Source organism: Roseivivax sp. GX 12232 (assembly GCF_021272185.1).
Classification (GTDB): domain Bacteria; phylum Pseudomonadota; class Alphaproteobacteria; order Rhodobacterales; family Rhodobacteraceae; genus Roseivivax.
This window is the reverse complement of the sequence record NZ_JAJSEC010000002.1, coordinates 448,411-460,943: the sequence shown is the minus strand read 5'-3', so window position 1 is coordinate 460,943 and position 12,533 is coordinate 448,411. Positions and strand designations below refer to the sequence as shown.

The window sequence follows — 12,533 nt, the reverse complement described above, 5'->3', positions numbered from 1 at the left end:
GGTCCGCGGCGTCCTAGGGAAAAATGGTCAAGGCGTCCAGCTTGCAGGCTGACCTATGGGCACATTTCCGCCGCTTTTCGGACTCGGGCGTGTCGTTTTCCGCGCAAAACCCTAGGATCGCTCGATTTTGTCGAGGATCGCCGCCTGTGCGGCAGCAAGTCGCGCCACCGGAACCCGGAAGGGCGAGCAGCTTGCATAGTTCATCCCGAGCGACCGGCAGACGTGAATCGATTCGGGATTGCCGCCGTGTTCGCCGCAGATTGAGACGATGATCTCGGGTTTGGCGGCGCGCGCCCGGTCGAGGCCGATCTTCAGAAGTTCGCCCACGCCCAGCACGTCGAGCCGGTGAAAGGGGTCCTCGTCGAAAACGCCCTGCTGCACGTAGTCCGACATAAAGCGGCCCGCGTCGTCGCGGCTGAGCCCATAGGTCATCTGGGTCAGGTCGTTGGTGCCGAAGCTCAGGAAATCGACATGCGGGGCGATCTCCCCGGCCAGGAGGCAGGCGCGCGGCGTCTCGACCATGACGCCGAGCCGGTAGGTGAAGTCGCGCCCGCTTTCGGTGCGGACGGCGGCGGCCACCGCGTCGACGCGCTTGCGCACCAGTTCGACCTCGCGCCGGGCCGAGACCAGCGGGATCATGATCTCTGGCACCACCGGGTCGTCCTTGCGCGAGGCCTCGAGCGTCGCCTCGAAAATCGCCCGGGCCTGCATGTCGTAGATCTCGGGCACGGTGATCCCGAGCCGCACACCGCGCAGACCCAGCATGGGATTGTATTCGCCCATGGCATCGACCCGGCGGGTGACATCCGAGACCGGCAGGTTCAGCGCCTCGGCCAGATCGCGCAGGCCCGCGCGGTCGGTGGGCAGGAACTCGTGCAAGGGCGGGTCGAAGAGCCGGATGCAGACCGGTTTGCCGCTCATGATCGAGAAGAGCGCCTTGAAGTCGGCGCGCTGGATCGGCAGGAGCCGCGCCAGCGCCGCGCGCCGGTCCTCGGGGGTGGCGGCGAAGATCATCTCCTGCATGACGGTGAGGCGGCCGGGCTCGAAGAACATGTGCTCGGTCCGGCAAAGCCCGATGCCGCCGGCGTCGAACATCCGCGCCTTCTCGGCGTCCTCGGGGGTGTCGGCGTTCACCCTTATGCGCAGGTCGCGGTCGGCGTCGGCCCAGCCCAGGAGCGTGCGGAAGGCATCGTCGAGCATCGCCCCCAGCATCGCGGGCGCCCCGGCCAGCACCTCGCCGCTGGTGCCGTCGACGGTGATCACCTCGCCCTCGCGGAAGCTGCGGCCGTCCTCGGCGACGAGCGTCTCGCGCTTGACCTGGAAGCGCATGTTGCGCGCGCCGACGACGCAAGGGCGGCCCATGCCGCGGCCGATCACCGCCGCATGCGAGGACATGCCGCCCTTCTCGGTCAGGATCGCCACGGCGGCATGCATGCCGCGCACGTCCTCGGGCGAGGTCTCGCGGCGGACCAGGATGCAGGGCTCCTCGCGGGCGGCCAGCGCCTGGGCGGCCGCGGCGGTGAAGACGATGCGCCCGGTGGCGGCGCCGGGGCTGGCGCCGATGCCATGGCCGATCACGTCACGCTCGGCGCGCGGGTCGACCTGGGGGTGCAGCAGCGCCGAAAGGGCGCTCGGGTGCACCCGCATCACCGCCTCGCGCGGAGTGATGATCCCGTCCTCGGCCAGCCGCACCGCAATGCGGATGGCGGCGGCATCCGAGGCCGGCACGACCACCCCGTCGAGGATGAAGAGCCGGCCGTTCTCGATGGTGAACTCGACCTGCATCTCGGCGCGCAGGCGCTGGCGCATCAGCGCGGCGTGGTCCTTCAGCTCGGCGAAGAGCTCGGGCAGGCGCTCCTCGAAGGAGGGCCCGCGCGGGTCGCGCACCAGGAACAGCGCCTTCTTGCCCGCCGCCAGCGCGTCGCGGCCCTGGCTCTGGCTGAGGTAGCGCCCGGTGACCTGCGGCAGGCCGGTCTCGGGGTTCACCAGTTGCAGCACGCCCGAGCCGCTTTCGCCGCGCCCGAGCCCCAGCGCCATCTCCTGCACCACGAGGCCGAGCCCCGCGTCCACCGGCGCGCCCTTGGCCTCGCGCAGGAGCCGCGCCGAGACGCTTTCCCAGGCCCGCGCCATGGAGCGCAGCACCTCGGCCAGCTGTTTCGCGGGGTCCTGCGGGAAAGGCTCCTCGGCCTCGTCCTCATAGGCGCGCAGGGCGCGGGCCAGCGCCTCGGGGTCGTCGGGGTCGATCTCCTCGAAGGCGTCTGGATCGAGCCGCGCGACATGCACCGCGTAGCTCTGCACCCAGCGCCGATAGAGCGCCTCGGCGGCCTCCTGGCCCAGCGTCTCGGAGAGCCGCGCGCAGACGGCATCGTTCATGCCGATGTTGAGGATCGTCGTCGGCCCGCCCCAGTCGGGATCCTGCGAGGAGGGCCGCACGCAAAGGAGCGCCTCGCTGTCGAAGACCGACAGCAGCTGCCGGGTGTCGGGGATGCGCCCCAGCGGGATCGCCTTCACGGTGTCGAAGGACAGGGCCACCGTGCGCGGCACCGGCAGCTTCAGCCGCACCAGCCGTTGCAGACATTTCGCCCGCCCGCCGTGGGTGTCCGGCGCGATGGGCGCCGTCGGCGTGACCAGCGTGACGTGCCGGTCGAGGGTGAACGAGACCTCCGTGAGGTATTTCTGCACCGCGGCAATCCTTCTCCTGGCCGCAGGATACGCCTCAGGCGCCGCCTGGCAAGGGCGGCGCGGGGCGCGGGCGGATCAGCCTTCCAGACGCGTCAGATCGGCCACCTGCAGGCAGACCGTGCGGATCCGCGACAGGAGGTTCAGACGGTTGCGGCGCAGGATCTCGTTGTCGGTATTGACCTGCACCGCCTCGAAGAAGGCGTCGAGCTCGGGCCGGATCGCGGCCATGGCGCCCATGGCGGCGGGGAAATCCTCGGAGGCCATGGCCGGGCCGATCTTGGCGTCGGCGGCGTCGAGCGCGTCGAAGAGCGCGGTCTCGGCCTCGGTCTCGGCGAACTTGCGGTCGGCACCGAAGCTGTATTCGACGCCGTCCTTCTCCTCGGCCTGGGTGAGGATGTTGTTGGCGCGCTTGAAGCCCTGCACGAGGTTCTCGCCGTCCTCGGTGGACAGCACCGCCTGCAGCGCCCGGGCGCGTTTCACGAGCAGGGTGAGGTCGTCAGCCTGCGGCATGGCGAGGCAGGCGTCGATGACATCGTGGCGCACGCCCTCGCCCTTGAGGTGGACCTTCAGGCGGTCGTGGAAGAAGGCGAGGAGGTCCTCGGCCAAACGCAGCTCGACGAGCTTTTCAGCAACCTGATCAGGACGCTCGGTGAGCTTCCTCAGGTTCTTAATTGCTGTGCTCAGCGCGCCTTTGTCGATTGCTTTCACTTCGATCTTTCTCAGATCTTTTTCCTCAATCTGAGCTGCCTCCGCATATCTTTTTCGAAGGTTGATCGGTGAATTGGGGTTAGCTTTCTCCAAATCCATGAGAGTCGTGTCGACACCGAACTGGGCACTGATACAGGCATCGATGAGCGACAGGCTGATCTCATTCTGGACGAGCAACCGGATCACCCCCAAGGCCGCGCGGCGCAGCGCGAAGGGATCTTTCGACCCGGTGGGCTTCTCGTCGATCGCCCAAAAGCCGGTCAGCGTGTCGAGCTTGTCGGCCAGCGCCACGGCCACCGAGACCGGCGCGGAGGGCACGGCGTCCGAGGGACCGAGCGGCGAATAATGCTCTTCGCAGGCCGCCGCGACCTCGGGCGAAAGCCCCGCGGCCTCGCTGTAATAGCGGCCCATAAGCCCTTGAAGTTCGGGGAACTCCCCGACCATCTCGGAGGAAAGATCCGCCTTGACCGTGCGGGCGGCCTGTTCGGCCAGATCGGCATCCGCGCCGACCTCGGGCGCGATCTCGCGGGCCAGCGCCGCGATCCGCTCGATCCGGGCCTTCTGACTGCCGAGCTTGTTGTGGAAGGTCACATGGGCGAGCTGGTCGAGCCAGGGCGCCATGGCCAGATCCTTGGCGATGCGCAGGTCGTTCTCCCAGAAGAACTTCGCGTCCGAGAGCCGCGCCGCCAGCACCTTCTGGTTGCCCGCGAGGATCGTCGCGCCATTGTCCGCGGTCTCGCGGTTCGCCACGGTCACGAAACGCTCGATCCGTCCGGTCTTGGGGTTGCGCAGCGAGAAGAACTTCTGGTGCTCCTTCATCGAGGTCATCAGCACCTCGGGCGGCAGCTCGAGGAACTCCGCGCCGATCTCGCCCATGAGCACCACCGGCCATTCGACCAGCCCCGCGACCTCGGCCAGGAGGCCCCGGTCCTCGACCACCTCGAGCCCGGCGGCGAAGGCGGCATTGGTGGCGTCGTTCCAGATCGCCTCGGCGCGTTCCTCGGGGTCGAGCATGACCTTGGCGCGCTTCAGCTTCGCGGCGTAATCCTCGAAGGATGTGACGGAAAACGGCTCGGGCGCCATGAAGCGGTGGCCCTCGGTCACATCGCCCGCGGTGAACCCGTCGACGTCCAGCGGCACCACCTCGGCCTCGCCCGCGTCATTGGTCAGGATGCAGAGGATGCGGTGCAGCGGCCGCACCCAGCGCAGGCTGCCCGCGCCCCAGCGCATGGACTTCGGCCAGGGGAAGTTGCGGATCGTCGCCTCGAGCACCTCAGCCACGATCTCGGGCGCCGGGCGGCCCGGCTTCTCGATCACCGCGTAGTAGGTGCGGCCCTTCTTGTCCTCGCGCTCCTCGAGGTCCTCGCGCGCGACGCCCGCGCCGCGCAGGAAGCCCTCGATGGCCTTCTCGGGCGCGTCGACCTTGGGGCCCTTGCGCTCTTCGCGGGTGGTGGGGCTGTGGGCGAGCAGACCCTCCAGCGTCAGCACCAGCCGCCGCGGCGTCGCGAAGGCGCCGGCATGGGCATAGGTCAGCCCCGCCTCGACAAGGCCGTCGGTGACCTTCGCTTTCAGATCCTGCGCCGCGCGCGCCTGCATCCGCGCCGGGATCTCTTCGGAGAAGAGTTCGATCAGAAGGTCGGGCATCGGGCCTCTCTGCTATCGCCAATCCGTTCAGTCAGTCGGGCGCGGGATAGCGGGGCGGGGCGGCAAGGTCCAGCGGGAAGCGTCAGGAGGCCTTGGCCGCCTGGCGCCGCGCCTCGGCCTTGGCGCGCGAGGCCAGGGTCTGGACGTCCGGCCCGGCGCGGGCAGGCACGATGCGGTATTTCGCCTCGACCAGGTTCTCGAGCGCGAAGCCCAGGAGCCCCAGCGCCACCACGCCCAGGAGGATCCGTCCGAAGGGCGCCGCGCGCAGCTCGCCCAGAGCGGCGCCGATGCCGCCGGCGTTCTCGGGCGAGGTGGTGAAGCCCGCGCTGATGATCAGCGCGCCGATGATCGCGATGAGCGCGCCCTGGGCCAGGAAGCCCGCCTGCAGCGCCGGGTCGAGCTTGCGGGTCAGGGGCGCCACGCGGATGTGGCGCTTGTAGGTCTGCCGCCAGCCCTTCTGCATGTAATAAAGCCCCGCGCCGATGGTGCCGAGCCCGATCGCCGCGACGATCCAGGGGCCGTAGGGCAGGGTGAGGATCTGCACGGTCCAGTCCTGCGCCGCGCCGCCGCCGCCTGAACCCGAGCCGCCGCGCGCCAGCCCCAGGACCGAGAGGCCGAGGCCCGCGTGGATCGCCCCGGTGACGACCAGCCCGCCGCGTTCGAAGAGCCCCGAGCCATCGCCGCCCCGGCGTTCGAGGTCATACCAGGCGGCCAGGAAGCGCCAGAGCGCATAGGCCAGGAGCCCCAGCGCCACGGCCCAGAGCGCGGCGCTGCCGAAGGGCGCCCGGCGCAGCTCGGCCAGCGCGTTGGTGGTGCCCTCGGCGGCCCCGCCGGTCAGAGCGGCGGTGAGGGCCAGGCCGCCCACCAGCGCGTAGACGACGGCGCGGGCGGAAAAGCCCGCGCGCATGACGGGGACGACCCAGGCGGGGGCGGTGTCTTGCGGCATCTCGGAACCTCCTCGGCGCGTGCTGTGCTTGCTGCCACAGCGCGCGGAGGGCGGATGCGGTTCCGTTGGGGATTGGAGGGAAGGGGGCCGGGCTTGGGATGCGGGGCGCGGATGGGCGCAGACGCTCTCCTTCTCAGCCTTTGGCCGCGCCGCTCACTCCCGCGTCGGGCAGTCGTCGCCGAGCGGCGTGCCGTCGTAGGCCTTCTCGCCGCAGTCGTTGACCTCCTGCCAGACGTAGCCGCGGCCCGCCTCGGTCAGCGCCACCACCCGGTCGATGCCGAACTCGATGTTGCGCGCCACGGTCAGAACCCGCGCCTCGCCCGAGGCGATCTGCGCGCCGATCTCCTCGGCGTCGAAGCAGGAGAACCAGAACGGCGCGTTGCGCGGCACGGCGCCCTCGTAGGGCACGCCGTCGACGTCGGCAGGCGCGGTCTCCAGGTCGAAACAGGCGCGGTAGCGCAGGGGCGAGCTGTCCGCGTCGATGCCCTGGTAATTCTCGATGGCGATCTCCTGCACACGCTCTTCGCTCGCCAGAAGCTCCAGCGCCGCCTGGTCCGGCGTGCGCTCGTAATAGGCGAAGACCTGCAGGTAATACATCGCCGCCCCGCCGATCGCGGCGCAGGCGAGGATCACCAGGGCGACGAGCTTGCCGCTCATGCCGCGCCCGTGGCGGCCGGCGTTGTCACGAAGGCATCGGCGCACATCTTCGCTAAGGCCCGCACGCGGCCAATATAGGCCTGGCGCTCGGTGACCGAGATAACCCCGCGCGCGTCGAGCAGGTTGAAGAGATGGCTGGCCTTGATGCACTGGTCATAGGCGGGATGCGCCATGACGATGCGGCGCTGCATCTTGGGGTCGTCGGCGGGGGCCTCGAGCAGCTTCTGGCATTCGGCCTCGGCGTCCTCGAAGTGGCGCAGCAGCATCTCGGTCGAAGCGTGGTCGAAGTTGTGGCGGCTGTATTCCTCCTCGGTCTGGCGGAAGACGTCGCCGTAGCTGAGCGGGATCGGCGCGGAGGGGTCGTTGAAGGGCATCTCCATCACGTGGTCGATGCCCAGGACATACATCGCCAGCCGCTCGAGCCCGTAGGTCAGCTCGCCCGAGACCGGCGCGCAGTCATGCCCGCCGACCTGCTGGAAATAGGTGAACTGCGAGACCTCCATGCCGTCGCACCAGACCTCCCAGCCGAGGCCCCAGGCGCCGAGCGTCGGGCTTTCCCAGTCGTCCTCGACGAAGCGCACGTCGTGCAGCTCGAGGTCGATGCCGATGGCGCGCAGCGAGCCGAGGTAAAGCTCCTGCAGGTCACGCGGGCTCGGTTTGATGATCACCTGGTACTGGTAGTAATGCTGCAGGCGGTTGGGGTTCTCGCCGTAGCGCCCGTCGGTGGGCCGGCGCGAGGGCTGCACATAGGCCGCCGCCCAGGGCTGCGAGCCCAGCGCGCGCAGCGTGGTGGCCGGGTGGAAGGTGCCCGCGCCGACCTCCATGTCGTAGGGCTGCAAGACCGCGCAGCCCTTCGAGGCCCAGTAGGCCTGGAGGCGCAGGATGATCTCCTGGAAGCTCTGCGGCGTGTCGCGATTGTCCATGGGCAGCCCGTCCTTTCTGTCGGCGCTTGATTAGGACGCCACATTCATGGGGTCAATTGCGGCGCTGACCAATATTTGACGTGCAGCGGCCTTGCTTTCTGCGGCAAGATCCCGCCGCAACCACAAGAGGCAGAAAGGGACAGCCGCAGCATGACACGGTCGGGACTATTGGCGGGCAGCGCGCTTTGGATCATGGCCTCCGCGGCCGCCGCGCAGGAGGCGTATTTCATCCAGATCGAGGCGCATCCGGCCCTGACCGTGGCAGAGGACCGCGCAAGGGCCTTTGCCGCGCGGCTTTCGGATGTGAACGGCTTCTCGCTGGGCGGCGGCTGGTATGGCATCGCGCTCGGGCCCTTCACCGAGGACGAGGCCAATGCCCAGCGGCTGGCGCTGCGGCGGCAGGGGCTGATCCCGTCGGACAGTTTCGTCGAGGAGGCCGAGGAATACGCCCAGCGCTTCTGGCCGGTGGGCGCCGGCGCGATCCGCACGCCCGAGCCCCAGGGGGACGGGACCGAGGAGGCGCAGGTCGTGCCGGAACCCGAAGCCGCACCCGAGCCGCAGATCGAGGAGCCGCAGGAAACCGTCGCCGAGGCGCGCCGCTCCGAGCAGGCGCTGACCCGCGAGGACCGCGAGGCGCTGCAGGTGGCGCTGCAATGGGCGGGCTTCTACCAGGGCCGCATCGACGCCGCCTTCGGGCGCGGCACCCGCGGCGCCATGGCCGCCTTCCAGGAGGCCAACAACTTCGAGGTCACCGGCGTGTTGACCACCCGCCAGCGGGCCGAGCTGTTCCGCCAGTACAACGCCGTGCTGGACGGCATGGGGCTCGAGCGCGTGACCGACCGCCGCGCCGGCATCGCCATGGAAATCCCCACGGGCGTCGTGGCCTTCGACCGCGCGGAATCGCCTTTTGTGCATTACGCCCCCACCGGCGCGGTGCCCGAGGCGCAGGTGCTGCTGATCTCCGAGCCCGGCGACCGGCGCACGCTATATGGTCTTTACGAGATCATGCAGACGCTGGAGATCGTGCCTGTCGATGGCGCGCGCGAGCGCTCCGGCGACAGTTTCACCCTGACCGGTGAGAATTCCCGCATCGTCAGCCACACCGAGGCGCGCGTCGCGGATGGCGCGATCAAGGGGTTCACCCTGGTCTGGCCCGCCGGCGACGAGGAGCGCCGGAGCCGCGTGCTGGCACGGATGCAGGAGAGCTTCGAGCGGCTCGAGGGTGTGGTTCTCGACCCCGCGACGCTCTCCGAGGAGGAGCAGGCCATCGACCTCGTCGCGGGTCTGCAGGTGCGCCAGCCCAAGACTGTCGCCTCGGGCTTCTTCGCCGATGCGCGCGGGCGGGTGCTGACCGCCGAGCGCGCGGTCGAGGCCTGCGGGCGGATCACGCTCGATGAGCTGACCGAGGCGCAAGTGGTGGCGCGCGAGAACGGCATGGCGCTGCTCGAACCGCAGTCGCCGCTTGCACCGCGCGACGTGCCGGTCTTCCGCACCGAGGCGCCGCGGCTGCAGTCCGAGGTGGCGATCTCGGGCTTCTCCTACGGCGGCGTCTTGGGCGCCCCGACGCTGACCTTCGGCACGCTCGCCGACATTCGCGGGCTCGACGGCGAAGAGGGCATCAAGCGCCTCGCCGTCGCCTCGCGCCCCGGCGACGCGGGCGGGCCGGTGCTCGACGGCGGCGGCGCGGTGGTCGGCATGGTGACGCCGGTGACCGACGAGGGCCGGCAGCTGCCCGAGGACGTGAGCTTCGCCACCGCCTCGGCGCGGCTGGTGGCCTTCTCAGAGGGCGCCGGCGTGGCCGTGTCGCGCGGGGAAGGGGAGCTGTCGATGGCCCCCGAGGACCTGACCCAGATCGCCCGCAGCATCACGGTGCTAGTGGAGTGCTGGGAGTAGGGTTTGCGGGCTTGGATGTGAGGCGCTGGTGGGCATCGCTTTCTGTGGCACGGTTTGGTCTAAGAAAGGGTGGTGAGCCTTTGAGCCGCCCTTTGGTAGTTCGGATCGTGTGAGGGCGTTGACCACGTGCGCCGTTCTTGAACGGAGTAGCCCCTGTGAAGATATGGTGATGATGTTCGCCGGTCCGGCGCGATGACGATTGCCACCTATGGTGTCTGACGCCCTCGATGGCGTCACACCCTGCCCAGCATGTCGCGCAACACCCACCACCCGCAGACCAACCTGCGCCCGAATAGCATCGAAGATGCCGGGCGCGCGCCGGACCGGCCCCTTGGGCCGGCGCTCTTGTGAGTGGTGCGCGTAGCTCACAGCGAGCAATGACCTTGCTGCCATAAAGTGCGCAGCTCCGAGGTCGGCAGCGCCGGCCCCCGGTCCGGCGCGCGCCCTCTGGTGTGAGGGGTGTCGACGGGGTTGGGAAGCTTGGGTTGAGCGGGTGTGCTCCAACGGCCCAGGTTCTGTCGTCTCAGCCGTGGGCGTGCGAACCGGCGTACATCGCGTCAGCTTAGATGAGGCGGAGCCAAGCGGTGAGGCCGTGGCGTCTCTGGCGTGGCCGTGCCAACCGGCGCAGACCCAATATCTCAGGCGGCGGCGCTCAACGGGCAGATCCCCGCTCTCGACCAACGCGGCGTGACCCGCTGGTGCCGCGCTCCCAGCCGTTGCTTCACGAACCTATGGACGGCTCGCTATCTCAGCGGAGCAGAGGCGCACCACACCCCAACGTCACCCCCGCCCCCCAAACAGCCGCTTCAACGCCCCCCACTGGCTCACGAAGACCCCCGCGAGGATCAGCGCCAGGGCGGCGAGCAGCGAGCTGTGGAAGGGCTCGTCCAGGATCGCGATGCCCAGCACCACCGACCAGACCGGCACCTGGTAGTTCGTCAGGCTCATGAAGACCGGCCCGGCGCTGCGGATCACCAGGACCCGCAAAAGGTTCGCCCCGGCGGTGGGCACCAGCCCCAGGAGCGCGAGCCAGAAGAGCGTCTCCTGCGCGGGCAGGGGCGGCGGGCCCTCGAGGCCCCAGGCGACCGAGACGATGGCCACGGCTCCGATCAGGAGCGGCACGGCGGCGAGCCCGATCGGATCGACCGGCGGCAGCCGGCGCATCAGCACCGAGGCGGTCGCGTAGCAGGCCGCGGCGCCGAGGCAGGCCAGCCGCCCGAAGGGCTCGAGCGGGTCTCCGGTGGACTTCAGCGCCGAGGGGCCGATCAGCACCACGACGCCGAGGAAGCCCACCAGGAAGCCGATCAGCCGGCGCAAGGACATGCGCTCGCCCGGCACGAAGAAATGCGCCAAGGGCAGCACCATGAGCGCCACGGCGGCCATGGAGACCCCCGCAAAGCCCGAGGTCACGCGCAGCTGGCCCCAGCTCAGAAGCAGGAAGGGCAGGGCGCTGTTGCAGATGCCGATCACCACTACGTTGCCCCAGGGCCGCTCGGGCCCGCGAAAGAAGCGCCCGCCGAGCGCCAGCCAGACCGCCGAGGTCAGAAGCGCGGCGAAAGCGATGCGATAGGCGGCAAGCCAGGCCGGGGTGATCCCCGGCAGGGCCAGCTCGATGATCAGGAAGGTCGCGCCCCAGACGAGGCCCAGCGCGCCGACCATCAACCAGGAGAGCCCGGTGATCTCCGGGGTGGCGGGGGTGGAGGATGTGCTCATCTGCCTCTTTCCGTCTCATTCGCCGGCGCATTCGCGGGGCGACAGGCGGGCTTTGCCGCGCTCCGCCTTTGCGCCAGCCCCTCGGCGCGCTAGTCTTCCCGGCAATCGACCAAGAGAGGAGCGAATGCCATGGACATCTTTTTCATTCTCGTCGTGCTGATCCTGCTCGGCCTGCTGGCCTTCTGCGTGATGCAGCTCAAGGACTGAGGCCCGTCGCCCGAGGCGCGGGGGGCAGGCACCGCCCGCCCGCGCATGGGCTTCGCGCCCGGGACGGCCCCGAGACGAAGACGCCCCCGCCTTAAGGCAGGGGCGCTTTCGCGGTTGAGGCAGGGCCTCAGTTCTTGGCGCGGTCGACCATCTTGCCGGCCGAGATCCAGGGCATCATGCCGCGCAGCTTCTCGCCGACTTCCTCGATCTGGTGGGCGTCGTTGAGGCGCCGCGTGCCCTTGAAGAAGGGCTGGCCGACCTGGTTTTCCTGCATGAAATCGCGCACGAAGCGGCCGGACTGGATGTCGTTCAGGACCTCCTTCATGCGCTTCTTGGTCTCCTCGTAGGGCAGGATCCGCGGGCCCGAGACGTATTCGCCGTATTCGGCGGTGTTCGAGATCGAGTAGTTCATGTTGGCGATGCCGCCTTCGTAGATCAGGTCCACGATCAGCTTCACCTCGTGCAGGCACTCGAAATAGGCCATCTCGGGGGCGTAGCCGGCCTCGACCAGGGTCTCGAAGCCCATGCGGATGAGCTCGACCAGGCCGCCGCAGAGCACCGCCTGCTCGCCGAAGAGGTCGGTTTCGCATTCCTCGCGGAAGTTGGTCTCGATGATGCCCGAGCGGCCGCCGCCGATCGCCGCGCAGTAGCTGAGGCCCAGCTCCAGCGCCTTGCCGGTCGCGTCATTGTCGACCGCGACGAGGCAGGGCACGCCGCCGCCCTTGGTGTATTCGCCGCGCACGGTGTGGCCGGGGCCCTTGGGCGCCATCATGATCACGTCGACGCCGGGCTTCGGCTCGATCAGGCCGAAATGCACGTTGAGGCCGTGGGCGAAGGCGATGGCCGCGCCTTCCTTGAGATTGTCATGCACGTATTTCTTGTAGGTCTCGGCCTGCAGCTCGTCGGGCATGGTGAACATGATCAGGTCGCACCAGGCCGCGGCCTCGGCGATTTCCATGACCTTCAGGCCTTCGCCTTCGGCCTTCTTGGCCGAGGCCGAGCCCTCGCGCAGGGCGACGACGACGTTCTTGGCGCCCGAATCGCGCAGGTTCAGCGCATGGGCGTGGCCCTGGCTGCCGTAGCCGAGGATCGCCACCTTCTTGTCCTTGATCAGATTGATGTCGCAGTCGCGATCGTAATAGACGCGCATGTCCCGTCTC

8 protein-coding genes are annotated in these 12,533 nt (G+C 69.2%); 1 reads left to right on the top strand and 7 read right to left on the bottom strand.

Annotated features, from left to right (window positions below):
- Nucleotides 1–111: 111 nt before the first annotated feature.
- The 5 genes from LR948_RS06095 to LR948_RS06075 form a co-directional block, all read right to left on the bottom strand.
- The gene (locus tag LR948_RS06095) at nucleotides 112–2,682 is read right to left on the bottom strand and encodes a putative PEP-binding protein (protein WP_232753089.1); all 2,571 of its coding nucleotides are present in this window, start codon (nucleotides 2,680–2,682) and stop codon (nucleotides 112–114) included.
- A gap of 75 nt (nucleotides 2,683–2,757) precedes the next feature.
- Entirely contained in the window at nucleotides 2,758–5,034 is a 2,277-nt protein-coding gene (gene glyS / locus LR948_RS06090) for a glycine--tRNA ligase subunit beta (protein WP_232753088.1), read from the bottom strand.
- Between the two features lie 82 nt (nucleotides 5,035–5,116).
- Complete coding sequence (locus LR948_RS06085; protein ID WP_232753087.1) at nucleotides 5,117–5,980, bottom strand: DUF1206 domain-containing protein; 864 nt, start codon at nucleotides 5,978–5,980, stop codon at nucleotides 5,117–5,119.
- A 153-nt stretch (nucleotides 5,981–6,133) separates the two neighbouring features.
- Nucleotides 6,134–6,637 (bottom strand): DUF6446 family protein, encoded by a 504-nt coding sequence (locus tag LR948_RS06080; protein ID WP_232753086.1) that lies wholly within the window; start codon nucleotides 6,635–6,637, stop codon nucleotides 6,134–6,136.
- Nucleotides 6,634–7,560: a glycine--tRNA ligase subunit alpha gene (locus tag LR948_RS06075; protein WP_232753085.1), complete on the bottom strand. Its 927-nt coding sequence runs from the start codon at nucleotides 7,558–7,560 to the stop codon at nucleotides 6,634–6,636. The genes LR948_RS06080 and LR948_RS06075 overlap by 4 nt, the downstream gene beginning before the upstream one ends.
- A 150-nt stretch (nucleotides 7,561–7,710) precedes the next feature.
- On the opposite strand from LR948_RS06075, the gene LR948_RS06070 reads away from it, so the two are divergent.
- A complete protein-coding gene (locus LR948_RS06070) occupies nucleotides 7,711–9,453 on the top strand; it encodes a peptidoglycan-binding protein (protein ID WP_232753084.1) in 1,743 nt (580 codons plus the stop codon).
- 780 nt (nucleotides 9,454–10,233) lie between these two features.
- On the opposite strand, the gene LR948_RS06065 is transcribed toward LR948_RS06070, so the two are convergent.
- A complete protein-coding gene (locus LR948_RS06065; RefSeq protein ID WP_232753083.1) occupies nucleotides 10,234–11,166 on the bottom strand; it encodes a DMT family transporter in 933 nt (310 codons plus the stop codon).
- A gap of 334 nt (nucleotides 11,167–11,500) precedes the next feature.
- Nucleotides 11,501–12,523, bottom strand: a complete 1,023-nt coding sequence (gene ilvC / locus LR948_RS06060) for a ketol-acid reductoisomerase (RefSeq protein WP_232753082.1) — start codon at nucleotides 12,521–12,523, stop codon at nucleotides 11,501–11,503.
- Nucleotides 12,524–12,533 lie beyond the last annotated feature (10 nt).

Excerpts from the sequence above, each read along its gene's own strand:
- LR948_RS06070 (WP_232753084.1), top strand. The coding sequence starts at position 7,711 with ATGACACGGTCGGGACTATTGGCGGGCAGCGCGCTTTGGATCATGGCC.
- LR948_RS06075 (WP_232753085.1), bottom strand. The coding sequence starts at position 7,560 with ATGGACAATCGCGACACGCCGCAGAGCTTCCAGGAGATCATCCTGCGC.
- LR948_RS06080 (WP_232753086.1), bottom strand. The coding sequence starts at position 6,637 with ATGAGCGGCAAGCTCGTCGCCCTGGTGATCCTCGCCTGCGCCGCGATC.
- ilvC (WP_232753082.1), bottom strand. The coding sequence starts at position 12,523 with ATGCGCGTCTATTACGATCGCGACTGCGACATCAATCTGATCAAGGAC.
- glyS (WP_232753088.1), bottom strand. The coding sequence starts at position 5,034 with ATGCCCGACCTTCTGATCGAACTCTTCTCCGAAGAGATCCCGGCGCGG.
- LR948_RS06065 (WP_232753083.1), bottom strand. The coding sequence starts at position 11,166 with ATGAGCACATCCTCCACCCCCGCCACCCCGGAGATCACCGGGCTCTCC.
- LR948_RS06085 (WP_232753087.1), bottom strand. The coding sequence starts at position 5,980 with ATGCCGCAAGACACCGCCCCCGCCTGGGTCGTCCCCGTCATGCGCGCG.